Consider the following 24,157-nt stretch of genomic DNA (forward strand, 5'->3'; position numbering starts at 1 on the left):
GGGGGGTGGATATGAGGGAGAAGGAACTGAGAAGATCAATGTCAGTTTTTCCAATTGGTACAGTTATGAAACTGACTGATTTATCAGCACGTCAAATTCGTTATTACGAAGAGCAGGATTTGATTCATCCAGAAAGAAGTGAAGGAAACCGACGTATGTATTCACTGAATGACATTGATGTATTGTTGGAAATCAAGGATTATTTGTCGGATGGTCTAAATATGGCAGGAATCAAACGTGTCTACGAAATGAAACTGGAAGAACAAATGCACGCCCAAGAATCAAACAAACCGCTGACGGATGAAGATGTTAGGAAAATATTATATGATGAACTTATTTCTCAAGGTGGACTTACTCAACAAAATCCATTCCAATCAAGAGGCCCCAAATTGTAACACTTGAGTTTTATACAAAAAATGAAGGACGTGAAGGATACAATGACGAAGAAACAAGACACAGTAGAAGATATCAAACGAATTGCCGAGGAAGAAAATGTTCGATTTTTACGATTAATGTTTACAGACATTATGGGAACAATCAAAAATGTGGAAGTTCCAGTGAGCCAATTAGACAAAGTGTTAAGTAATAAAATGATGTTTGATGGGTCTTCTATTGAAGGTTTTGTGAGAATTGAAGAAAGCGATATGTATTTGTATCCTGATGTATCGACATGGATGATTTTTCCATGGGAGAGTACACACGGAAAAGTTGCTCGTTTGATCTGTGATATTTATAATCCTGATGGCACTCCTTTTGCAGGAGACCCACGTGGGAATTTAAAGCGTGCGCTTGCTGATATGGAAGCACTAGGTTTTACTTCATTTAACCTTGGTCCAGAGCCAGAATTTTTCTTATTCAAATTGGATGAAGATGGCAAAATCACAACCGATTTAAATGATCGCGGCGGTTACTTTGATTTTGCGCCGACAGATCTTGGTGAAAATTGCCGTAGAGATATCGTTCTTGAACTAGAAAGTCTTGGGTTTGAAGTTGAGGCGTCACATCATGAAGTCGCACCAGGTCAACATGAGATCGACTTTAAATATGCAGATGTTATTGAAGCATGCGATAATATCCAAACCTTTAAATTAGTTGTTAAAACAATTGCTAGAAAACATGGCTTGCACGCAACCTTTATGCCAAAACCATTGTATGGGATCAACGGCTCAGGAATGCACTGCAACATGTCATTATTCAAAGGCGATGAAAATGTCTTTTATGATGAAAATGGTTCAATGCAATTAAGCCAAACTGCGTATCATTTCCTGGGTGGACTATTGAAGCATGCGCGTGCGTACACAGCGGTGTGTAATCCGACAGTTAATTCATACAAACGTTTAGTACCAGGTTACGAAGCACCAGTATATGTTGCATGGAGTGGGCGTAATCGTTCACCATTAGTCCGTGTTCCTGAATCGCGTGGATTGTCCACCCGTTTAGAATTACGCTCTGTTGACCCGTCAGCAAATCCTTATCTAACAATGGCAGCACTTTTACAAGCTGGATTAGATGGGATCAAAAATGAAATCGATCCGCCACAAGCGGTGGACCGTAATATTTATGTGATGAATGAAGAAGAACGAAAAGAAGCACAAATTCATGATTTACCTTCAACACTGCATAATGCCATCAAAGAATTGCGTAAAGATGATGTGATGGTCAATGCACTAGGTGAACACATCTATGTGAACTTTGTTGAAGCGAAACGAATGGAATGGGCTGCTTTCCGCCAAACTGTTTCTGAATGGGAAAGAGAACAATATTTAGAATTATATTAGGCTTGAAATCGTGTGGATAAACCAAAAACTGGTTTATCCATTTTTTTATAAAAAAATAGTTTCAGCTCCTAAAGAAAAGTGTGGTATAATTCTAAGTGAGAATAATTCTCAATTAACTTGAAAAGGAGAGCGGATTATGATTGTTCAAACAGTGACATTTATTATAAAAGAAGAAGGTAAAGAGATATTTGAGACGAAAACAAGTAAAGATGTTACCTCTATGTTGGGATTTTCAGGTTGTCTATCAAGTGAATGCTGGTTTTCAGAAGATAAAAATACGTGTGAATTCATGTTGGTTTCGAAATGGGAAAGTAAAAAGGATTTTCAAAATTGGTTGAAACGTCCAGAACATTTACAAGAACATCGAGATGCCCATAAGAATAAAGAAGCGAAACCTTCGATGGTTTTAGAAAAAATCAGAAAAAGCTATGAAGTATTTTCATAGGAATTAGAGCAGAATCTAAGACGACTGTGTTTGTTTTGGGTTCTTTTTTATTTTTATACATTCAAATCAGTGTAATTTTCGTAAAAAAGCAGGTATAGTAGAATTCAAATGAAGATTGAGGAGAAATAACATGGAAGAATCAACTTATTCTTCGACTATTCTTGAAAAACTTAAACAACATGGCTGGGATGAAGCGGCAATAATTGCTTACGTTAATTATAGCGAAGAAGGCATATTAGATTGTGATCTTGCGATCTTTTTAGTCGGTTCTGAAATCTATACAGAAATGTTTGATAAAAGTCAGCTATCAGCTAATGAAAAAGTCATGTTAGTCATCGATCATTTAGGAGGCTATCTGAATGAACAAGGGGATTTAACGTTTGCAAAAACAGCCTATAAATTTTGTGATCAACTACCGCCAGGAGGACCATTTTTTATTCATTACGCAAAAGCGGTACAAACTGCATATCCCGACGGTTTGACTATAGCTCAAAAAGACAAAAGACTATCGAAAATAGCGCTTAAGAAAAAATACGCAAACGAGACAAAAATCCATCAATTTAGAAATCAATTGGATAAATGTGCGATTAATTATGTAGAAAACTATAAGAAGAGATTCGGATGCAGTAATGATGAAGTCGCAATCAAAAGGATTCTTGGAAATAATTGGTTTTATGCAGATCCTCAGTACCACAATCGTGCGCGACTTGCCATAGACATAATGGTTAACGATCGAAAAAAAAGAGCGAAGACGCTGACTAATAAAGGCTTAATCAAGAATATCAGAAAACATGGTTTTTATCGAAAAATTTTATCTGGAGATTATCATAGTGAATTTATTTTAGACGAACAAGGTCAGCTTCTAAGTCAATGGAAAGAAGATGTGGAGGCACGAGGTGAGCTTGAGAATGCCATTGCAAATGGTGAAACATTTAACTATGGGGAACGTCCCAGAGTCGATCAATATCAGACGCATGATAAATTAGATGGAAATCCTCCTAGATATTTTGATACGAACAAGCGAAATGAACTTAAACGAGAATGGATTTCTCCTACCGATAATTGGGTTTATCAACTAGTCAGAAGACTAGCAGAAAAAGGATTAAGGTATAAAAAAAAGGAAAATTAAGATTGGAAGGACAGTTTCCAATCTTTTTTTCACAAAAACACTTTTTTTTCAAGAAAGGAAAGCAAAATAATTAATAAGTTTGTGAAATATTTTCACAAACTGTTTCAAATTAACCTGACATCCGTTATAATAGAGTAGAATATGCGTGCAACTATTCTACTTTTAGATAGAAGGATGATGAATATACAATGCGAAAAATGAAGACAATGGATGGAAACACAGCAGCCGCATACATCTCATATGCGTTTACAGAATTAGCCGCTATTTATCCAATTACACCAAGCTCAACTATGGCTGAGCTTGTCGATCAGTGGTCAGCAGAGGGGAAGCAAAATATCTTTGGACAGCCTGTCAAAATCGTTGAAATGCAATCAGAAGCAGGCGCAGCAGGCGTAGTCCATGGGTCACTAAAAACAGGTGCATTAACTACTACATATACAGCGTCACAAGGATTGTTACTGATGATTCCAAATATGTATAAAATTGCTGGAGAATTACTTCCATCAGTTTTTCATGTGGCGAGTCGGGCAGTAACGACGAATGCTTTGAATATTTTTGGTGATCATGGAGATGTGATGGCTGCTCGTCAGACTGGTTTTGCTATGTTATGCGAAAGCAGTGTGCAAGAAGTCATGGATTTATCAGCAGTTGCTCATCTAGCTTCGATTGAATCAAGTATTCCGTTTATCAACTTCTTCGATGGATTTCGGACAAGTCATGAAATTCAAAAAATCGAAGTACTGGAATATGACGAATTGGCACCATTATTAGATCAAGAGCAACTAGAGCATTTTCGTAGCAGAAGTATGAATCCTAATCACCCTTCTGTCAGTGGAACAAACCAAAATCCTGATATCCATTTCCAGCAGCGCGAAACAATCAATAGCTATTATGAAAAAATTCCCGCTGTTGTAAAAAAATATATGGATGACATCAACGCGCTAAGAGGTACAACCTATGATTTAGTTACCTATTACGGTGCAGAAGATGCTGAGGAAGTCATCGTTTCAATGGGGTCAGCGGCCCAAGCAATTGAGCAAACGATTGATTATTTAACAAAACAAGGCAGAAAAGTGGGTTTTCTAAATATCCACTTATATCGCCCGTTTCCTATTGAAAACTTTTTAGAGAAAATGCCTAAAACAGTTAAAGCAATCGGTGTAATGGATCGAACCAAAGAACCAGGAGCTGGTGGAGAGCCTTTACTTTTAGATGTTCAAAGTGCGATGTATGAATCAGAGCTGCGCCCAATGATTATTGGGGGACGTTATGGACTAGGCTCAAAAGATGTTTTACCAAATCAAATCGTTGCGATCTACGATGAATTATTAAAAGATAAAAAAGCAGCAAAATCTCGTTTTACGATTGGGATCGTAGATGATGTTACTTATACATCACTTGATTGCGGTGAAGCGTTAGATTTAACCAATCCTAAAACCTATCAAGCAAAATTTTGGGGCTTTGGCTCCGATGGGACAGTTGGTGCAAATAAATCAGCAATCAAGATCATTGGGGATCATACCGATAAATATGCACAAGGCTTCTTTTATTATGATTCGAAAAAATCTGGTGGTTTAACAGTTTCTCATTTGCGTTTTGGGGAAACACCCATTCGTTCGACTTATTTGATTGAACATGCCGATTTTGTTGCCTGTCATACTGCAGCGTATTTAAATACGTATGACTTAGTGAAAGGCTTAAAAAAAGGCGGAATCTTTTTACTAAATACAGTTTGGAATGATGAACAGTTAGAACGTTTTTTACCGAAAAAATTGAAACGGTATCTAGCTGAAAATGACATTCATTTTTATACGATCAATGCTGTTAAGTTAGCTAGTGAAGTTGGGCTAGGTGGACGGATTAATACAGCGATGGAAACCGCATTTTTCAAATTGGCGGATATCATGCCATTTGAAGAAGTGCTACCTATTTTAAAAGAAGAAGCATTTAAAAGCTACGCTAGAAAATCAATGGCTGTTGTGGAAAAAAATATTCAGGCAATCGATCGTACGGTTGAGCTTTTGCATAAAGTCGAAGTGCCATTATCATGGAAAACGATTGAAATAAAACCCAAAGAACGTGCGGAAAATGTCACTGATTATGTTCATGAAATTGTTGAACCTATTAATCGCCAAGAAGGAAATGACCTTGCAGTCAGTGCTTTTGTCAAAAATGATATGACAGATGGTCGGATGCCGCTTGGTACGACAGCCGTGGAAAAACGAGGGATTGCGGTAGAAGTACCTGAATGGAATAGTGATCGTTGTACGATGTGTAATGAGTGCGCGTTTGTCTGCCCTCATGCAGCCATTCGTCCATTTTTAGTTGATGAAGAAGAAATAGATGAAGCACCAGAAGGCTATATCGTCAGAGAAATGCGCGGTGCAGATGGACTGAAATACCGTATTCAAGTTTCTATAGAAGATTGCACAGGTTGTGGTCTATGCGTAGATGCTTGTCCTGCTAAAGGCAAGGCATTAGTCATGAAGCCTTACGAAGAACAAAAAGAGCAAGCAATGAACTGGGCATTTTCTATGACCTTGAAACAAAAAGAAAATCCAGCCAAACCAAATACTGTTTTAGGCTCACAATTTAATAAACCGTTATTAGAATTTTCTGGTGCGTGTTCTGGTTGTGGTGAAACGCCTTATGTGAAACTACTAACTCAAATGTTCGGTGATCGTATGATGATTGCCAATGCTACTGGCTGTTCTTCAATTTGGGGCGGGGCAGCACCGGTTGCACCATATACAACAAATGATCAAGGACAAGGCCCTGCTTGGTCTAATTCACTATTAGAAGATAATGCAGAATTCGGTTATGGCATGTTGTTAGCTAGTCAAACTCGTCGCGAACATTTAGCTATGAAAATGACTGCAGCAATGACAGTAGCTTCTTCGGAATTAAAATCATTGATGGAAGACTGGATCGAACACATGCATACAGGCGAAGGCACTCAACAACGTGCTGCCAAATTAAAAGCAGCGTTGCAGGATGAAAAAAATAACCAGCCATTGTTAGAAGCAATTTATGCAGACAATGATCTATTCGTAAAAAATAGTCAATGGATGATTGGCGGAGACGGCTGGGCTTATGATATTGGTTATGGCGGGATCGATCATGTTCTTGCTAGTGGGGCAGATGTCAATATGTTAGTTTTAGATAATGAAGTCTATTCTAACACTGGTGGACAAACCTCAAAAGCAACACCAGCATCTGCAATTGCGAAGTTTTCAGCAAGCGGCAAGTATGTTTCTAAAAAAGATTTAGGCATGATGGCGATGACTTATGGCAATGTTTATGTGGCTCAAATCGCGTCAGGTGCTAATCAAATGCAGACGATCAAAGCATTTGAAGAAGCGGAACGTTTCCCTGGACCTTCAATCATTATTGCGTATACACCTTGTATTACTCACGGATTAGCAGGTGGCATGAGCAAAACCTTGGAAGAAGCAAAAGAAGCTGTTAATTCTGGCTATTGGTCATTGTATCGCTATAATCCAGTATTGAGAGAATCAGGTAAAAATCCGATGACTCTAGACTACAAGAAACCAAATTTCGAAGCCATGCAAGAATTTATGCGCAAACAGGTTCGTTTCTCTTCGTTAGAAGCGACTCAGCCTGAATTTGCAGGAAAACTATTTGAAAAGACAGTGACTGATGCAAAAAATCGTTTTTATAATTATGCGCGAATGGCTGGGCAAGAAGAAAAAATTCGAGCAAAATTGGAAAAGGTAACGGATGAAGTGGTACTAGAAAAAGCTCCTCGTACAAAAAAGGAGCGAGTCACTGATCCAGAAGCTGACGCAAGAAGAGCCGCCCGAAGAGCAGAGCGAGCGGCAAAACGAGAGAAACTAGAAGAGTAAAAAGGAAGTTGATTTGGAGTGAAAGACTCTTGCATTTCTGCTAGATTCTTTCATTCTTTTTTACTTAAATTTTTCTATCTTCCATTCTCAATCCTGTAACCAAGCAAAAGATTATGGTATACTGATTAAGAAATCTTCAGAGAGAAGTGAGGTTTATGATGTCTTTTCAACTTAGTCAATTATTTGATGTAAATTATTGGCGGCAATTGATCTCATCCGATTTTTTGTCGCGTGATTATATTATTAATGTGATCGATATTCTTGTGGTCTGGTACCTAGTCTACAAGTTGATCATGCTTGTCAGAGGAACAAAAGCAGTTCAATTGTTAAAAGGGGTCGCTGTGTTTATCATGATCCGAATACTGAGTGAACTGATTGGGTTACATACATTATCTTGGCTGATGAACCAGGTCATCATGTATGGCGTGATCGCTGCGGTTGTGATTTTTCAACCAGAGGTCCGGCGAGGCTTAGAACATCTTGGCAGAAGCTCCTTTTTCCGAACGAGTCGATCTGAACAACAGCAAGACGAAAAGATGATTTTGGCTTTTGATAAAGCGATTCAATACATGTCTAAAAGGAAAATAGGCGCATTGATCACAGTGGAAAGAAATACTGGATTGGATGAATACATTGAGACGGGTATTGATTTAGATGCAGATATTTCAGGAGAGCTATTGATCAATATTTTTATTCCAAATACACCGCTGCATGATGGGGCAGTGATCGTAAAACAAGGGAAAATCGCTGTAGCAAGTGCGTATCTGCCTTTGTCTGAAAGTAACTTGATTCCAAAAGAATTTGGTACTCGCCATAGAGCCGCTGTTGGTATCAGTGAAGTCAGTGATGCGGTGACGATTATTGTATCAGAAGAAACTGGTGATGTTAGCTTAACCTTAAATAACGATTTGATCCCGAGGTTAACACAAGAAGAATATTTGAAAATCCTTCGAGCAGAATTGGTGCCCAAAGAAGAGCGTAAAGATAAAAAGAACCTTTTACAACACTTTATTGATGGTGTGACGAAAGGGGCGAAAAAGAAATGAAAAAGCCCTCTCAAAGTAACTGGTTTTCAGGATTGTTAGCACTACTTTTTTCTTTGCTGCTATTTTTTAATGCCAATTCGTCAGGCAATCTCTCTAATATGTCTGGCACAAGTCAAGTTTATGACGAGATGCTGTATAATATTCCAGTTCAGTTAGAGTATGATCAAGATAAGTATTTTGTTTCAGGTTATGAAGAAACGGTCAATGTTCATCTAAGCAGTGCCAATCGAATCCAGTTGAATTTAGAATCCAATGAGGATACTAGAAACTTTCAAATTGTTGCAGACTTGACTAAAACGCCACTTGGAACATCAGAGATTCAATTAAGAGTAAAAGGCTTGAGTACTGCTGTAACAGCAGAAATCGAACCTAAAACGATAACGGTGACTGTAGAGAATAAGGTGACTAAATCATTTGAGGTGGAAGCCCAATTACCAGAATCAATTGAAACAGACGGCTACAAAGTAGAAAAAACCACAGTCAGTCCTAAAACTGTAGACATCACAACTGGTGAAGAAACTGCTAAAGCGATCGATCGTGTCATTGCGCCGCTATCAAATGTTAAACAATCTGTGGATACAATCAAACAAACGGTCAATGTTCAAGCGCTTGACACTAAAGGACAAGTATTGAGTATTGAAAATCCAGCGCCCCAGGTAAAAGTGGTGGTTGAGTTATCGTTGCCTTCAAAAGAAGTTGGATTAACGATCAGCCCAACAGGTTCGCCACCTGCTAATATTGAACATTACACATTTAATCTTTCAGAACAAAAAGTCGAAATTAGAGGAACGAAGTCTGTTTTAGATGCGATTGATACAATAGAAATCCCTGTTGATGTGAGTAATATAAAAACATCAATGAAACAAAAAATAAAGATTCCGACAAATGCAGATTATATCGTTTCACCTGAGGAAGTAGAAGTGACAATCAACCCTGTTTTTTCAGGAACCAGCAGCAGTTTTTCTGAATCTAGTGGACAAAGCACAACAACCTCTTATTCAAATCAAGAGTTACCTAGTCCATTACCTTCAAATGAAAAACCAGCAAATTCATCTAGTTCTTCAAGCTCATCTAGTTCATCCAGTACGAATAGTACAGGTGAAGAGGGCGTAGAAAATGGGAGTAGTTCAGTTTCAGCAAATTAAGTTGATTGACTAAGGAGATCAGTTATTCTTTATGTGTTCACTAGAATGACTAAAGCTTTCTTAGTAAGTAGAAGGAGAGTTATAATGGGTAAATATTTTGGAACAGATGGTGTTAGAGGAATAGCCAATAAGGAACTAACACCAGAATTAGCATTTAAATTAGGTCGCTTTGGTGGCTATGTATTGAGTCAGCATGAGGACTCTACTCGCCGACCAAGAGTCTTAGTCGGCCGTGATACACGTATTTCTGGTCAATTACTAGAGCAAGCATTGATTTCAGGACTTTTATCTGTTGGAATCGAAGTCTTTCAACTAGGCGTTATCTCAACACCCGGTGTGGCTTATTTAACAAGATTGCAAAAAGCATCAGCCGGTATAATGATTTCAGCCTCGCATAATCCTGCTGAAGATAATGGAATCAAATTTTTTGGTTCGGATGGTTTTAAATTAGTAGACGATCAAGAACTTGAAATCGAAGCTTTATTGGATGCTCAGGAAGATACGTTACCGCGTCCTTCCGCAGAAGGGTTAGGTACGCTTGATGAATTTCCGGAAGGGTTACTAAAATATTCTCAATTCTTAGTTCAAACAATTCCAGGTGATTTATCTGGACTAACTGTTTGCATCGATGCAGCAAATGGTGCAACAGCAACGTCTGTCAACCGATTGTTTGCAGACCTAGAGACCGATTTTTATACGATGGGTACCAGCCCTAATGGGTTAAATATTAATGATGGTGTAGGTTCTACTCACCCTGAAAAATTAGCGGAAATGGTCGTTGAAAAAGGGGCTGATGTAGGTCTGGCTTTTGATGGTGATGGTGATCGAATCATTGCGGTTGATGAGTTAGGAAATATTGTTGACGGGGATAAGATCATGTTTATTTGTGCCAAGTATCTTGCTGAAAAGAACCGTTTAAAAAAAGATACGATCGTAACAACAGTCATGAGTAATCTAGGTTTTCGTAAAGCGGTAGAAGCTGCTGGAATGAAGGATGTCATCACTCAAGTTGGTGACCGTTATGTTGTAGAAGAGATGCGTAAAAATGATTATAATTTTGGCGGAGAACAATCCGGTCATATGATTTTTCTAGATTACAATACAACTGGCGACGGCATGCTCTCTGGTATTCAATTATTAAATGTCATGAAACAAACTGGGAAAAAATTATCTGAGCTTGCTTCTGAACTGACGGTTTACCCACAAAAGTTAGTCAATATACGAGTAACTGATAAAAATGGTGCCATGGATGTTCCTGCAATCAAAGAAATTGTTGAATTAATGGAAACAGAAATGAATGGTGACGGCCGTATCTTAGTCCGTCCTTCTGGGACAGAACCATTACTACGCGTGATGGCTGAAGCTCCAACGCAAGAAAAAGTTGATTACTATGTAGATAAAATTGCGGATGTCGTAAAAGCTGAAATCGGTATCGGGTAATTTTTGGGACTCTTTGTCAACTAATATTGGTAAAGAAAGTCCAAAGAATTAAATCAATTAGTATGATTCCTAGAGGAACTTTCCTCTAGGTTTTTTTCTTGAAAAAGAATTGTACGAAAACACAAAGAGATTCCCAAATTTAAAATTGTAAAAGTTATGAAACCCATAAGCATTTCTCTTCAACTCTTTAATATAATTATTTATGCATTCTGATGGTCCAAACACAACGATTAGTTGGAAAAAATTCAAAGAATAGCCAGCAAAAAAAGAAAATATCATAATTGAAATGTATAGCTCAAATAAAGTAAACAAGGAAGGTGAACAGGCCGATATATTAATATCCGAATTTGCCTATGCAAAAGAGGTCATTAAGATTACAATAACCTCTTCTTTATTAAAAAATAAAAGGTATATTAAAACACGAATGTTATGGAAAATGAATTAATGATTGTTCGATAATAGGATTGACAGAATTCCCATAAAAAGGTACTATGTTTGAGAATCAATATGAGAGAATAGGTGGTTTTTCCTCTATTTTCTCATAAAAGTATTTACGTATACTTTATTTTTGGAGAGGAGTAGTAAAATGGGGAATTATTTAGTGCTGCAAACAGATTTTGGACTTGGTGACGGAGCAGTAAGTGCCATGTACGGTGTAGCGCATATGGTTAGTGATGAAATTGTTATTGGTGATTTAACGCATGAAATTCCGCCTTATGATATTTGGGCAGCATCATATCGTTTGTATCAAACAGTGAAGTATTGGCCGAAAGAAACCGTATTTGTTTCTGTAGTTGATCCTGGTGTGGGGAGTGCTAGACGAAGTATTGCAGCGAAGACAAGCTCTGGACATTATATTATTACACCTGATAATGGATCTTTAACGCATATTTTACATTATCAAGGAATTGAAGAGATACGTTCGATTAATGAAGTAACAAGTCGCTTACCGCACTCTGAAGAAAGCCATACCTTTCATGGTAGGGACATCTATGCTTATAATGGTGCGCGTTTAGCCTGTGGAGAAATCTCTTTTGAAGAATTAGGGAGTGTTGTTGCGGCAGATTCGATTGAAACCTTATCTTTAGTGGAAGCCAAGCATGATGAACATATTTTAGAAGGTAGTATTGATGTTTTAGATATTCGGTTCGGTTCTCTGTGGACAAATATTCCGTTAGCCTTTATGAAGGAAGCGGCGATTGCTCATGACGATCAATTGCAGGTAACGATTTTTCACCAAGGAAAAAAAGTGTATCAAAATATCATGAAATTCGCTAAGTCTTTTGCAGATGTAAATATTGGTGAGCCATTAGTCTATGTTAATTCCTTGGTAAACATTGGTGTAGCGGTAAATCAGGATTCATTCTCCAAACTGTATCATATTGGAACTGGAACAGATTGGACGATTCAATTAAGAAAAGCACCAAAAATAGTTTTTGAATAGGGGTGGAGTATATGAAAAAAGAATTTTCTGTAAAAACAATCGTGGCAATTGGGATCGGTTCAGCCGTATTCGTTATTTTAGGTCGTTTTGTCGTTATTCCAACAGGTTTTCCGAATACAAATCTGGAAACCGCTTATCCATTTCTAGCGTTGATTTCTGTTATTTTTGGACCACTAGCAGGGGGCTTGATTGGTTTAATTGGTCATACGTTAAAAGATTTTACAACATATGGCAGTGCGTGGTGGAGTTGGATCATTTGTTCTGGTATTATAGGAGTAATCTATGGTTTAGCAGGAAAAAAAATCGATTTACAACATGGTATATTCACTAAAAAAGACATTATTTATTTTAATATTTATCAAGTAATTGGAAATGCTGTTGTATGGGGATTGATTGCGCCGACGCTAGACGTGTTAATTTATAGTGAACCAGCTAGCAAAGTCTATACGCAAGGTGTGGTTGCGGTAGTATTGAATATTATTGCAGTTGGAATAATTGGTACATTGCTTATGGCTGCGTACGCTGCAACTCGCACAAAAAAAGGCAGTTTAACAAAAGATTGATTATGTAGTAAAATGAGAATAGAATAACTAGGATTTTTGAAATACCATTAAGAGCAAGAAAAAGCAAGCTTGTTTTTCAAAGCTAAAGAACCTTTTCTTGCTTTTTTTACATAGAAAAAGGAGCGACTTCAATGAAAAAACCACTGATAACGTTTGATAATTTTACCTTCCAATATCATAGTCAGGCTGAACCAACGTTACATAATATCAATCTAACGATCTATGAAGGAGAGAAAGTCTTGATCGTAGGACCTAGCGGTAGCGGTAAATCTACTTTTGCTCAATGCATCAATGGCTTGATTCCTTATAGCTTTGAAGGTGAAATAACTGGTAATGTAATGATTCGAGATAAAAAATTAACGGATACAAGTTTATTTGATTTATCTTTTGATGTTGGAACTGTGCTACAAGATACAGATGGTCAGTTTATTGGATTAACGGTGGGAGAAGATATCGCATTTGCTTTAGAAAATGATGAAGTACCGCAAAAAAAAATGAAAGAGGAAGTCGACCATTGGGCTAGTATTGTTGGACTTAAAGAGTTTTTGAAACATCGGCCGCAAGATCTTTCAGGTGGGCAAAAACAGCGTGTAACTATGGCAGGAATCTTAATTGATGAAGCGCCAATCTTACTATTTGATGAACCATTGGCCAATCTTGATCCGCAAGCTGGCAAAGAAACGATTTCATTAATTGAAGAAATCCATCAAAAGACAAACACAACTATTTTGATTATTGAACATCGTTTAGAAGATGTTTTATATTGCTCAGTTGATCGAGTGATCGTCTTTAATGAAGGAAATATTGTTGCAGATTTACCGGCAGATGAGCTACTAAAAACAAATATACTAACAGAGCATGGAATTCGGGAGCCGCTTTATATAACTGCTATGAAATACGCTGGTGTAAATTTACAACAAGTTAAGGATTTGTCTAATATTGAAAAGGTTCACACATCAAATCTAAAAGAGCAGATGGAAAAATGGATGCAGAAAAAGGCGAAAATTTCTGTTCCCCCACTAACTTCCCCATTATTAACGCTAAAAAATCTTACTTATCAGTATACGCGTAATAATCATTATGTTTTAAACGATATTTCTGTTACTTTTAATCGTGGTGATATGTTGAGCATCGTTGGCAAGAATGGCGCTGGAAAATCGACGTTATGTAAAGCTATTTGCGGATTTATTACGCCGCAATCAGGCGAGATGAGTTGGACAGGACAAAATTTTACAGACTATTCAATCAAAGAACGTGCGGATAAGATCGGTTTTGTCATGCAAAATCCTAATCAAATGATTTCTAAGAAGATGATCTATGAAGAGGTTGCACTAGGATTGCAATTGAGAGGTGTTTCAGAGGCTGAAATCAAAGAACGTGTTGAGAATGTTTTGAAAATTTGCGGCTTGTATTCGTTTCGTCGTTGGCCGATATCAGCGCTTAGCTTCGGTCAAAAAAAACGTGTGACGATTGCATCAATTTTAGTTTTAGAACCAGAATTGATTATTTTAGATGAACCAACTGCAGGACAGGATTTTAAACATTATACCGAGATGATGACGTTTTTGGAGAAGCTAAATGAAATGGGTGTAACGATTGCAATGATCACTCATGATATGCATCTTATGTTGGAATATACAAATCGAGCGTTAGTCGTATATGATGGGAAAATCATTGCGGATACAACTCCCGTAAAAGTTTTAACAGATCCTCAACTAGTAGAAAAAGCATCTCTTAAAGAAACAAGTTTATTTACCTTTGCACAACATTTAGGGTTGGATGATCCGTTTTTATTTACAGAAAACTTTATGGCCTATGATCAGGAGGTGCGTTTGAAATGAATGAGCATCAAATGTTAGGATACATTCCCGATAAAACGATTATCCATAAATTGAATGGAACAGCTAAATTAGTCTTTTTAATCTTATTATCAGTCGCTTGTATGACGACTTATGATACGCGTTTTTTGATTGGTATGACTGTATTTTCACTTGTGTTGTTTAAAGTGTCAAATATTAAATGGCATCAAATTTCTTTTGTTGTGAAATTTATTTTTATCTTTTCATTGCTGAATATTGTTGCTGTTTATCTATTTTCTCCTGAATATGGGGTAGAATTGTATCAATCTAGGACGGTAATTTGGGAAGGAATCGGTCGTTTTACACTCACCCAAGAACAGTTATTTTATGAATTTAATTTAGTGTTGAAATATTTTTGTACGATTCCTTTGGTTTTGATTTTCCTTTTGACGACTAATCCAAGTGAATTTGCATCAAGCTTAAATCGAATTGGTGTTAGCTATAAAATCAGCTATGCAGTAGCTTTAGCAATTCGTTATATTCCAGATATTCAAGAAGATTTTATTAATATATCATTGACTCAACAAGCGCGGGGATTTGAAATGTCTAAAAAAGGAAAACTGACTCAACGCCTAAAAGGAACGGCGCAAATAGTTTTCCCTTTGATTTTGTCGAGTTTAGATCGAATTGAAATAATCAGCACAGCAATGGAGCTACGCCGTTTTGGCGAAAAGAAAAAAAGAACCTGGTATGCGCAACAACCATTTTGTCTATCTGATTTCTTAGTTATGGGGGTAGCAGTTGCCTTAACTGTTATTAGTTTTGCTCTGTTTAAAGTTAACGATGGGCGATTTTATAATCCATTTAGATAAAATTGGAAAAGCTTGTTAGAACTATCTAGCAGGTTTTTTTATATATACCAATTTTATTTTTTATAAATTTGTTGACAGATTAATTTGATCTATTGTATTATTAATGCAGTTTCTATTTTAAAAACAATAAAGGAGGATAGTTATACCAATATAGGATAGCGCCAGGCCTGAGCAGTTAGGTGACGAGGAAAGAACTTATCGAAAGATTCGGCGGATAGTTCTGGGGGCTGCACTCTTTAAGTTGGAAGCAAAAAATAATTGTAAAATTATAACAAAAGTTCAACTATGCAGAATAGAAACTTAAGCAGCGGACTCGAGAAAATCGAATTGGTTATAATAAAAAATAGGATTGCTTTTTTACAGATACGAACAAAGGCTGTATTTTTTATTTGATTGCTTCTTTTTGCTTGATCGATAACTTAAGGAAAGCAGGAATAATAGTATGTGTGGAATTGTAGGAATTATAGGAAAAGAAAATGCAACAGATGTTTTAGTACAAGGATTAGAAAAATTGGAATATAGAGGCTATGATTCGGCGGGGATTTTTGTAACGGATAAAGACAGACAGGAACATTTGGTAAAATCTTTAGGAAGAATTGCGGATCTACAAAACAAGCTCAACCCCGAGATTCAAGGAACAATTGGAATCGGACATACACGATGGGCGACTCATGGAAAACCTAGTGAAAGAAATGCCCATCCACATACCTCAAGTAATCAACGCTTTATTTTAGTCCACAATGGCGTAATTGAAAATTTTGAAGAAATAAAACAGGAATTTCTTCAAAATAAACAATTAGAGGGTGAAACGGATACAGAGATTGTGGTTTATTTGATTGAATACTTCTCAAACATTGGAATGACGACAAAAGAGGCTTTTAAAAAATCGCTGAGTGTAATCAAAGGCTCATACGCATTTGCATTGATTGATAAACATAATCCAGAAATGATTTATGTCGCAAAAAATAAAAGTCCACTATTGATTGGGCTAGGCGATAATTTTAACGTTATATGCAGTGATGCCATGGCGATGTTGACGGAGACAAATCATTTTGTCGAGATTGCGGATGGTGAAATGGTAATTGTCAAAGCTGATAAGATAGAAATCGAAGATCAAAAAGGCAATCTAGTTTATCGTGAGTCGTATGAAGCACAATTAGATTTAAGTGATATTGAAAAAGGAACTTATCCTTACTACATGTTAAAAGAAATCGACGATCAACCGACAGTTATGCGTCGGGTCGTTCAGGAGTATACAGATTCGTTTGGAGAAACTGTGATTAATCAGGAAATCATTGACCATGTGACCGACAGTGATCGGATTTATATTATTGCCTGTGGCACAAGTTACAATGCTGGTTGGGTCGGCAAAGCAATTATTGAGAAGATGACGAATACGCCAGTTGAAGTGCATCTATCTAGTGAATTCGGTTACAATATGCCGTTACTATCAGAGAAACCATTCTTCATTTTCCTAAGCCAAAGTGGTGAAACAGCCGACAGTCGTCAAGTACTTGTACAAGCGAATGAGTTTAGTTATCCTTCACTAACGCTAACAAATGTAGCGGGCTCAACGTTGTCTAGAGAAGCGGACTATACATTATTGCTTCATGCTGGACCAGAAATTGCTGTAGCTTCAACAAAAGCTTATACAGCTCAAATTGCTGTTTTAGCTGTTCTTGCTAAAGCTGTGGGTGACCATAAAGGCAACCAGTCTTCTTTAGATTTTGACATTGCGCATGAATTAAGTGTAATTGCCGCTGTTATGGAAACAATGATCGATGAAAAAATGGTGATTAGTCAATTAGTAGAAGACTATTTATCTACTACGAGAAATGCCTTTTATATTGGTCGAGGAGTAGATTATTACGTTTCAATGGAGGCTTCGTTGAAACTAAAAGAGATATCGTATATTCAAGCGGAAGGCTTCGCAGCTGGAGAACTAAAACATGGCACAATTGCGTTGATCGAAGAAGGCACACCCGTTTTTGGTGTTGTTACAGATAAAAAGACAGCTGCTCATACTCGTGGGAATTTAAAAGAAGTTGAAAGCCGAGGAGCACATAATTTTGTGATTTCTCTACAATCGTTAGCGAAAGAGACAGATCAAGTCATTATACCGGATGTACACCCATTATTAACACCATTGGTCAGTATTATCCCAACACAATTGATTGCATACTTTGCAACCTTGCAAAGAGGGTACGATGTGGATAAACCACGTAATTTAGCGAAAAGTGTAACTGTAGAATAAAAGGCTGGAACAAGAGCGCCTAGATTGGAGAAATAAGAAGGAATTCACGAAAATTGCTCTTCAAATTTTTGTGAATTTGAGCTTATTTCCGAAGCCTTCAAATCTTAGTGCTTTAGCACTTAGAATTTGATGTGATCGAAGCGTAGTGATTGCTTCTGCTCCCACCGTTTATACGGATTCATTGAGTCTGAGAGATAACTCGTAGAGTTATGTCCCAGACTCTCATCTTTTTCTATTCTACAGGTATTTTGATATAAAAAGTTGTTCCAGTTTTTTTATCACTGCTGACCTTTAGAGAAAAGTGATGTCGTTCAGCAATTTCTTTAGCAATCGCTAAGCCTAAACCAGTGCCATCTAATTGCTCTTTCGAACGAGCTTGATGGAAGCGTTGGAAAATCTCTTTTTGCTCATTTGGAGCAATATATGAACCAGGATTGTGAATACTGATAATCAACTGTTTTACTTCTAGGCCTGCTTGAATGGTAATAGTTGCTCCTATGGGAGAAAATTTAAGAGCATTTTCAATTAAAATGACAAAGAGTTGTCGAATCCGACCATAATCCCCATTGATCACAATGGGCTGATCGTCTAACTTATCTAGTTGCAATTGCTGTTGTTTTTCTACTGTTTTTAAGCGTAAACTTCGTATACTGTCAGTTAAAATATCATTGATTGAAACAGGCTCCATTGTAATACTAAATTCAGGATTTTCCAATCTAGATAGTTCCAGTAAATCATTGATCAGACCTTCTAAAACAATGGATTCAGTTAAAAGTTGTTGATGATATTGTTTGATTTTTTCTGGTTGATTGATCAATCCGTCATTCAAAGATTCAAGTGAGCCACGAATCACCGTTACAGGTGTACGTAATTCGTGAGAAATTGTGGATAAGAAATTTTTTTGTGCTTGCTCGCGATTTTCTCTCTGGAATTTGGCTTCCGCAAGTCGATCTTTTAAAATAGTTAGTTTTGCTCCTAGTTGGCCCATTTCATCTGTTGTGTCAATGTCTAATACCTCATCATAATCTTCTACAACCAGTTGCTCAGTAAAAGTGCTCATTTTATTGATAGGAGCAATAAATTTTTTTGATAATAGAATAGATAGTAGCAGTCCAATGATCCAAGCAATCAAAATACTGATGAAAAGCAAAAAGTACCCTTGATTTTCTTCTTTATGCATACTGGAGATTGCTGAATGTAAAAGTACGACTGCAAGGACGGTACCATTGTTATCTTTTATTGGTGCACCGACGGTCCCTGTTGGTGCACCGATAAAACGACTAAAAGCATCACTAGTGGCTGTTTTACCTGTATAAACTTTCTTGATAACATCTTGAGCATTATCAGGCAGCTCATTATATTCTTTCCTATGCATACCGTGCCCTACTGTGATGGTATCAGCATTTTCATCAACGATCCAAATATCATCAAGTGCTAATTGATCCATAAAAGTTAAAAAAGAAGAGTAGCCCATGCCCATTTTCATTGAAGAACCAGACCCCATCATGCCATGCATAGAAGAACTATTCTCGTCATTACTGTTTTCTTGTTCAATAAAATAATCGCGTAAAGTATCCGCAACCACAATTGCTCGGCGCGTCATTTCTTCCGTATGGATCGTTACAGTTTGTTTAGAAAATAAAATACTGAAAGCCAGACCAATAACCAATGAAAAAAGGAATAAAGTAAGTGAGAAGTATAGAATCAGTTTTCTAGTTAGCTTATTTTTCATTTTTGCCCTCGAATTTATAGCCTTGTCCCCAAACTGTCGCAATTTCCCAAGTTGGATGAGTCACTTCATCTAATTTTGCCCGTAACCGTTTGATATGAGTATCTACTGTTCGGGCATCGCCAAAGTAATCAATGCCCCACAAGCTATCTAAAAGATTATTTCTAGAGAATACTTTTTCTTGATTGGACAAAAGAAGCCATAGGAGTTCTAATTCTCTTTTAGTCAACATAATTTCTTGCTGGTCAATCGTTACTTTTTTTTCGTCCAAGTAAACAATCAAATTATCGTAAGTTAATTGTTCCATTGTATGTTGGTTCTCTTCTGTACGCTCGATTCGTCTTAGAATCGCTCTAATTCGTGCCATGACCTCGTTAGGTGAAAAGGGTTTGACAATATAATCATCTGCTCCAATATCTAAACCCATGATTCGATGATAGTCTTCTCCTTTTGCTGTGACCATGATGATCGGTACATTTGATGTTTCGCGTATTTGTTTGCAAACACCAAAACCGTCAAGTTTTGGAAGCATAACATCTAACAAGATAAGCTCAACCGAATGACTGAAGAACGCATCTAATGCAGCTACTCCATCAGAAGCGATAATCGGTGAGAAGCCTTCCTTTATACTATATTCTTTTAAAACCTCTGTAATTTGTATATGATCATCGACGATCAAGATATTTTTCATTTGATATCCTCCTAATTGCTCCTCTTTATTATAGTCAATAATTACTAGTTTAGGGAATTTATTTTCGACACATATTTGACACAATTCTTTATTAATCTAAAGAGGAACAGCTTTGGAATATAGCTTTGTGACTTGGATGGGCTGAAGCTAAATGACATAAATAGAATGAGTAGAGGTGAAGTGGGGGAATTCTTTCTCCTTGTAGAAAAAGTGCTCTATCCGTTCTTATTTTCAGGCAGAGCTGGATGAGTTTATGACAAATTTAAAATAGGAGGAAACAAGAAATGAAAAAGAACGTAATTAGCGGTTTATTTGTTGTACTATTTACAGGCTTGGTAGGATTTACCACGGTCAGCGAGGCTGTAGAAAGTCTGGATGATAATCAGATGGACACCTTTGAGATGCGACACAAACATGGACATCAACGAGGATTTAGAGCAAAAGAAGAGCGAAAAGTAGAAGCTCGGAAAGTAACGAAAGAAGAAGTAAATGAAAGTCAAGAAAAATGGGAAAAAGGAAATAACGATTCTTATAATAGACGTGAAAATAGCAATCACAATCAAGTGAACAACAAAAGGCAAAACCATCATGATACAAGGAAGAACTATTGTCATTAAGCGACTAGAAAGATCAAAAAAATATTCCCCCATCAAATTGATAGAGGGAACACAAATCAAATTACACACAACTATAAAATACCATACTTTCTCATAATTCTCAACAATTTAAGTTTTTTTGTAAAAAAATGAGAATTGTTTTAGTTGTAAATCATAATTTGTTAAACATATTATTTTTTTGTTACAATATTAATTAAAAAATAGAGGAATACAAAGGAAAAAGAGCAAATAAAACTGAATTTTAGTTTTATTTGCTCTTTTCAATTTGAAAAAAATTATAAAATTCGTACAGCAAAATCAGGAGCATAGGAAGCAACTGTCGCAATTTGAACTACATCACCTGGAACAGGTGCATGAATATACGAACCGTCACCAGTTGAAATGCCAACATGATAAGTTCCACCGTGACTTCCCCAAAAAACTAAATCACCAGCTTGAGCTTCTGTGACCGAAATAATTGTGCCTGCAGTTTCTTGGTCAACGGTTGTTCGACCTAAAGCCTGTCCGGCAGATGCGAAAGCAACTTGAACTAATCCAGAGCAATCAAAAGCATCAGGGCCAGCGGCACCATACACATAAGGTTTACCTAAATGCGTTTTAGCAGCAGCGACAACTGCAGTACGAGTATCGGTTTGTTTTGCTTGTTCCGTTTTTTGTTTCTCTACTTGAGTTATTTTATCTGATAATTGAGCTGCTTGTTTTTCTGTTTCAGATTGCTGTTTTGAAAGAGTATCTGTTTCTATTTTTAATGAAGTTTCCTGTTGTTTTAATTCAATCAGTTGTTCTTTTTTGATGCTCTTAGCATCCGCTTGAATGGTAGTCGGTAAAAGCTCTGTTTTAAGTTTTATCATCTGTGTATTATCAGATTTTGAAGGGTTAGAAATTCTGCCAATTGCTTCGATTTCTTCTATTTGATCAAGGGAAACTTGGATTTTCTTAATCTTTTTTTCTAAATTAGCTAATTGCTCATTTTTGTTATTTTTTTGATGAAGCAATTCTTTTTTGACCTCTTTTATTTGAGTTAACTTTTGGGTGTTTTCAGTAATGATTTGATCAGGGGCGACGGTTGTCTCGGCTGGATTTGCGAAGGCTTGTTCATTCAGTAATAGACCAGCAGATAAGGTTAAGCAACTTAGAAATAACGTAGTAATGAATTTATTTTTTTTCAAAAAAACGCTCCTTAAATTTTTGATTCTCCTTAAAGTAAACTTGTTTTTCCCAGTTTATTTATTGGAAGGTCAGTTAATATTTAAACATAACTTGCTTAAAAAGTATGTAAAAGACAGGTTAAATGTTTATTTCTTCGTTTACAAAAAACGTACTTTTATTTCAGGTGAGTTGCGAACTGTAATGTAATCAATGTTTTATTTCAATAACATTTGTCTGATAATAGTTAGTTAAGTAACAAAACAAAAAAGGACAATTTGGTTAAGATTTCAGCTTGCATTTTTAGTGACTATCTTTTTTTTTCGTTTTGATTTAAAATAGTTCATACAGTGAATATCGGAGGGGATAGGCAATGAAAAAGGAAACTGTATTTGATGTAACACATCAATTGATTCTAGAAACCGCCAAAGAATTGTTTTTAACAAATGGATACAGAAACACTTCGACTCGTGATATTGCCAAAGCAGCTAATATCACACAACCTGCATTGTACTATCATTTTTCCAATAAAGAGCTTCTGTTTATTGAAATCAATAAACAAATTGGCATTCAGTTAAAAAATGAGATTGAACAAATCCAAAAAGACCCGGATACTATTGAGAATCAGCTGATCAAATGTACAAAAGCCTTGCTAACTGTTTATCATAGAGATATTTTTTCATTTATTCATCAAAGTGCCGCTGAGATGGAACAAGAAAATAAGCAGCGACTATTTTACATTTTAAATGATTATTATTTAGAACCATTACAAGTTATTTTTGAAGCAAGTCAAACACCATTAAGCAACAAAGTGTCATCAAAAAAGGCAGCTCAGTTTTATCTGATGAGCCTGTCATTGCTATTTTCAACGATTCATCAACTATCTACAGAAAAAGAACGTTCAGAGCAAATTACTGAATTGATGAATATGGTTTTACATGGTGTTTTATCTTAAAGAATTGACAGTTTTTTTATCATCTGATAAAAAAATATTGTCTAATTCTTTTTTTTATGGTAATATTTTTATCAACCGATAAAAAATGTCTTTGCTTTTTTTTGAACATTTTTTTATCAATTGATAAAAAAGAGGTGGAATCCATGTTTTTAGGTTTAGAAGAGATGAAATTTTTTAAGTTAAGGTATACTTTAGTGATTGGTGTTATCGTGTTGGTTGCCTATGTTGCGTTTATGTTATCTGGTTTAGCTAATGGTCTTGCGCAAGGAGTAAGACAAGGCGTTGATCAATGGGATGCTACAAGTATTGTGTTATCTGAAGACGCGAATAAAAGTTTGAATGCGTCAAGCTTGGTCATGGATGATTTAAACCATGTAGAAGCAAAACAAAAAGAACCACTAGGACAATTTGCAGGAGCAATAAATAAAGTTGGTCAAAATAAAGAGGCTGATAAAATCAATATTTCTCTTTTTGGTGTGAGCATGAATAGCTCGATTAGACCCAAATTAGTTGAAGGGCGATATTTTGAGAACACTGGTGAAATCATCATTCCACAAAACTTAGTAGACAAAGGAATCAAACTTGGTGATACTGTAAAAATCGGAAAATTGGACAAAGAACTGAAAGTTGTTGGTATTACAAAACAAAATAGTTTTAGCATTGTGCCTTTGATTTATACATCACTAGATCAATGGCAAGAGCTTAAATTTGGTAAAATCATTGAAGGAGACAAAGCGCCAATCAATGGGATCGTCGTTCAGACTACGCCAACGAGTGAAATCAAGCTGGAAACTGTGGATGATCATTTAGTCAAATATGAAATTGAAGAATTTATTGAAAAGTTACCTGGATATAGTGAACAGAATCTTACATTAAATGCGATGATCTATTTCTTATTTGTGATCACAGCTGCGATCATTGGAATTTTCATTTATGTGATGACATTACAAAAAACGAGTTTATTTGGCGTAATGAAGGCTCAAGGAATCTCTAATGGTTATATTATTAAATCGATCATTGCACAAACCTTTATTCTAGGGGTGATAGGGGTTGCGATTGGGGTCGTCTTGACTTTGCTGACCAATCTAATTTTACCAAGCGCAATGCCTTTTGAATTAGATAGTACGAATTTAGTGATTTATAGCATCGTGTTGATTATCGTTGCTGTATTAGGCGGTGTCTTTTCAATTCGTACAGTCACACATGTTGATCCAATGAAAGCCATAGGAGGGTAAGAG

The 24,157-nt window shown here is 36.4% G+C and carries 19 protein-coding genes and 1 pseudogene; 16 read left to right on the forward strand and 4 right to left on the reverse strand.

The features are described 5' to 3' along the window. Positions 1–11 precede the first annotated feature (11 nt). The 8 genes from IGJ50_RS11030 (at position 12) to glmM (ending at position 10,849) form a co-directional block, all read left to right on the forward strand. On the forward strand, positions 12–395 hold the full coding sequence (locus tag IGJ50_RS11030) for a MerR family transcriptional regulator (RefSeq protein WP_010764139.1): 384 nt from the start codon (positions 12–14) through the stop codon (positions 393–395). 42 nt (positions 396–437) lie between these two features. Next, complete coding sequence (glnA, locus tag IGJ50_RS11035) at positions 438–1,778, forward strand: type I glutamate--ammonia ligase (protein ID WP_069640528.1); 1,341 nt, start codon at positions 438–440, stop codon at positions 1,776–1,778. A gap of 136 nt (positions 1,779–1,914) precedes the next feature. Then, a complete protein-coding gene (locus IGJ50_RS11040) occupies positions 1,915–2,223 on the forward strand; it encodes an antibiotic biosynthesis monooxygenase family protein (RefSeq protein WP_069640529.1) in 309 nt (102 codons plus the stop codon). 130 nt (positions 2,224–2,353) lie between these two features. Next, positions 2,354–3,352, forward strand: a complete 999-nt coding sequence (locus IGJ50_RS11045) for a DUF3114 domain-containing protein (protein WP_429950398.1) — start codon at positions 2,354–2,356, stop codon at positions 3,350–3,352. A gap of 188 nt (positions 3,353–3,540) precedes the next feature. Beyond that, positions 3,541–7,218, forward strand: coding sequence for a pyruvate:ferredoxin (flavodoxin) oxidoreductase (gene nifJ, locus IGJ50_RS11050; RefSeq protein ID WP_429950400.1), 3,678 nt, complete (start codon positions 3,541–3,543; stop codon positions 7,216–7,218). A gap of 158 nt (positions 7,219–7,376) precedes the next feature. Further along, the gene (gene cdaA / locus IGJ50_RS11055) at positions 7,377–8,264 is read left to right on the forward strand and encodes a diadenylate cyclase CdaA (RefSeq protein ID WP_069640532.1); all 888 of its coding nucleotides are present in this window, start codon (positions 7,377–7,379) and stop codon (positions 8,262–8,264) included. After that, on the forward strand, positions 8,261–9,409 hold the full coding sequence (locus tag IGJ50_RS11060; protein WP_429950402.1) for a CdaR family protein: 1,149 nt from the start codon (positions 8,261–8,263) through the stop codon (positions 9,407–9,409). The genes cdaA and IGJ50_RS11060 overlap by 4 nt, the downstream gene beginning before the upstream one ends. Positions 9,410–9,493: 84 nt before the next feature. Continuing rightward, positions 9,494–10,849, forward strand: a complete 1,356-nt coding sequence (gene glmM / locus IGJ50_RS11065; protein ID WP_207120568.1) for a phosphoglucosamine mutase — start codon at positions 9,494–9,496, stop codon at positions 10,847–10,849. A 69-nt stretch (positions 10,850–10,918) separates the two neighbouring features. Here glmM and IGJ50_RS11070 read toward each other — a convergent pair. Continuing rightward, a pseudogene (locus tag IGJ50_RS11070) lies at positions 10,919–11,068 on the reverse strand (transposase); the annotation flags it as partial. Between the two features lie 367 nt (positions 11,069–11,435). On the opposite strand from IGJ50_RS11070, the gene IGJ50_RS11075 reads away from it, so the two are divergent. The 5 genes from IGJ50_RS11075 (at position 11,436) to glmS (ending at position 17,781) form a co-directional block, all read left to right on the forward strand. After that, positions 11,436–12,293, forward strand: a complete 858-nt coding sequence (locus IGJ50_RS11075) for an SAM hydrolase/SAM-dependent halogenase family protein (protein ID WP_429950405.1) — start codon at positions 11,436–11,438, stop codon at positions 12,291–12,293. Between the two features lie 11 nt (positions 12,294–12,304). Then, the gene (locus IGJ50_RS11080; protein WP_069640536.1) at positions 12,305–12,856 is read left to right on the forward strand and encodes an ECF-type riboflavin transporter substrate-binding protein; all 552 of its coding nucleotides are present in this window, start codon (positions 12,305–12,307) and stop codon (positions 12,854–12,856) included. Positions 12,857–12,987: 131 nt separating this feature from the next. Further along, positions 12,988–14,697, forward strand: a complete 1,710-nt coding sequence (locus IGJ50_RS11085) for an ABC transporter ATP-binding protein (RefSeq protein WP_429950407.1) — start codon at positions 12,988–12,990, stop codon at positions 14,695–14,697. Beyond that, on the forward strand, positions 14,694–15,527 hold the full coding sequence (locus IGJ50_RS11090; RefSeq protein ID WP_429950409.1) for an energy-coupling factor transporter transmembrane component T family protein: 834 nt from the start codon (positions 14,694–14,696) through the stop codon (positions 15,525–15,527). Before IGJ50_RS11085 ends, IGJ50_RS11090 begins: the two co-directional genes overlap by 4 nt. 442 nt (positions 15,528–15,969) lie before the next feature. Continuing rightward, on the forward strand, positions 15,970–17,781 hold the full coding sequence (gene glmS, locus IGJ50_RS11095; RefSeq protein WP_207120564.1) for a glutamine--fructose-6-phosphate transaminase (isomerizing): 1,812 nt from the start codon (positions 15,970–15,972) through the stop codon (positions 17,779–17,781). A gap of 232 nt (positions 17,782–18,013) precedes the next feature. On the opposite strand, the gene IGJ50_RS11100 is transcribed toward glmS, so the two are convergent. After that, a complete protein-coding gene (locus IGJ50_RS11100) occupies positions 18,014–19,513 on the reverse strand; it encodes a HAMP domain-containing sensor histidine kinase (protein WP_429950411.1) in 1,500 nt (499 codons plus the stop codon). Beyond that, the gene (locus tag IGJ50_RS11105) at positions 19,503–20,201 is read right to left on the reverse strand and encodes a response regulator transcription factor (protein ID WP_429950413.1); all 699 of its coding nucleotides are present in this window, start codon (positions 20,199–20,201) and stop codon (positions 19,503–19,505) included. Before IGJ50_RS11105 ends, IGJ50_RS11100 begins: the two co-directional genes overlap by 11 nt. A gap of 284 nt (positions 20,202–20,485) precedes the next feature. Here IGJ50_RS11105 and IGJ50_RS11110 point away from each other — a divergent pair, with 284 nt between their 5' ends. Next, positions 20,486–20,818 (forward strand): hypothetical protein, encoded by a 333-nt coding sequence (locus IGJ50_RS11110; protein WP_429950415.1) that lies wholly within the window; start codon positions 20,486–20,488, stop codon positions 20,816–20,818. A gap of 275 nt (positions 20,819–21,093) precedes the next feature. Here IGJ50_RS11110 and IGJ50_RS11115 read toward each other — a convergent pair whose 3' ends face one another. Beyond that, positions 21,094–21,987: an NlpC/P60 family protein gene (locus tag IGJ50_RS11115; RefSeq protein WP_429950417.1), complete on the reverse strand. Its 894-nt coding sequence runs from the start codon at positions 21,985–21,987 to the stop codon at positions 21,094–21,096. A gap of 350 nt (positions 21,988–22,337) precedes the next feature. On the opposite strand from IGJ50_RS11115, the gene IGJ50_RS11120 reads away from it, so the two are divergent. Together IGJ50_RS11120 and IGJ50_RS11125 are read left to right on the forward strand one after the other, a co-directional pair. Further along, positions 22,338–22,919, forward strand: coding sequence for a TetR/AcrR family transcriptional regulator (locus tag IGJ50_RS11120; protein ID WP_069640544.1), 582 nt, complete (start codon positions 22,338–22,340; stop codon positions 22,917–22,919). A 143-nt stretch (positions 22,920–23,062) separates the two neighbouring features. After that, a complete protein-coding gene (locus IGJ50_RS11125) occupies positions 23,063–24,154 on the forward strand; it encodes an ABC transporter permease (protein ID WP_429950419.1) in 1,092 nt (363 codons plus the stop codon). The last annotated feature ends 3 nt before the right edge of the window (positions 24,155–24,157 follow it).

Origin of the sequence: Enterococcus sp. AZ101, from assembly GCF_050499005.1 — a bacterium.
GTDB classification, from domain to species: domain Bacteria; phylum Bacillota; class Bacilli; order Lactobacillales; family Enterococcaceae; genus Enterococcus_L; species Enterococcus_L ureilyticus.

Coding starts and splice junctions, on each gene's coding strand:
- IGJ50_RS11080 (WP_069640536.1), top strand. CDS start 12,305: ATGAAAAAAGAATTTTCTGTAAAAACAATCGTGGCAATTGGGATCGGT.
- nifJ (WP_429950400.1), top strand. CDS start 3,541: ATGCGAAAAATGAAGACAATGGATGGAAACACAGCAGCCGCATACATC.
- glnA (WP_069640528.1), top strand. CDS start 438: ATGACGAAGAAACAAGACACAGTAGAAGATATCAAACGAATTGCCGAG.
- IGJ50_RS11105 (WP_429950413.1), bottom strand. CDS start 20,201: ATGAAAAATATCTTGATCGTCGATGATCATATACAAATTACAGAGGTT.
- IGJ50_RS11110 (WP_429950415.1), top strand. CDS start 20,486: ATGAAAAAGAACGTAATTAGCGGTTTATTTGTTGTACTATTTACAGGC.
- cdaA (WP_069640532.1), top strand. CDS start 7,377: ATGTCTTTTCAACTTAGTCAATTATTTGATGTAAATTATTGGCGGCAA.
- IGJ50_RS11040 (WP_069640529.1), top strand. CDS start 1,915: ATGATTGTTCAAACAGTGACATTTATTATAAAAGAAGAAGGTAAAGAG.
- IGJ50_RS11075 (WP_429950405.1), top strand. CDS start 11,436: ATGGGGAATTATTTAGTGCTGCAAACAGATTTTGGACTTGGTGACGGA.
- IGJ50_RS11030 (WP_010764139.1), top strand. CDS start 12: ATGAGGGAGAAGGAACTGAGAAGATCAATGTCAGTTTTTCCAATTGGT.
- IGJ50_RS11045 (WP_429950398.1), top strand. CDS start 2,354: ATGGAAGAATCAACTTATTCTTCGACTATTCTTGAAAAACTTAAACAA.
- glmS (WP_207120564.1), top strand. CDS start 15,970: ATGTGTGGAATTGTAGGAATTATAGGAAAAGAAAATGCAACAGATGTT.
- IGJ50_RS11100 (WP_429950411.1), bottom strand. CDS start 19,513: ATGAAAAATAAGCTAACTAGAAAACTGATTCTATACTTCTCACTTACT.
- IGJ50_RS11120 (WP_069640544.1), top strand. CDS start 22,338: ATGAAAAAGGAAACTGTATTTGATGTAACACATCAATTGATTCTAGAA.
- IGJ50_RS11090 (WP_429950409.1), top strand. CDS start 14,694: ATGAATGAGCATCAAATGTTAGGATACATTCCCGATAAAACGATTATC.
- IGJ50_RS11085 (WP_429950407.1), top strand. CDS start 12,988: ATGAAAAAACCACTGATAACGTTTGATAATTTTACCTTCCAATATCAT.
- glmM (WP_207120568.1), top strand. CDS start 9,494: ATGGGTAAATATTTTGGAACAGATGGTGTTAGAGGAATAGCCAATAAG.
- IGJ50_RS11060 (WP_429950402.1), top strand. CDS start 8,261: ATGAAAAAGCCCTCTCAAAGTAACTGGTTTTCAGGATTGTTAGCACTA.
- IGJ50_RS11125 (WP_429950419.1), top strand. CDS start 23,063: ATGTTTTTAGGTTTAGAAGAGATGAAATTTTTTAAGTTAAGGTATACT.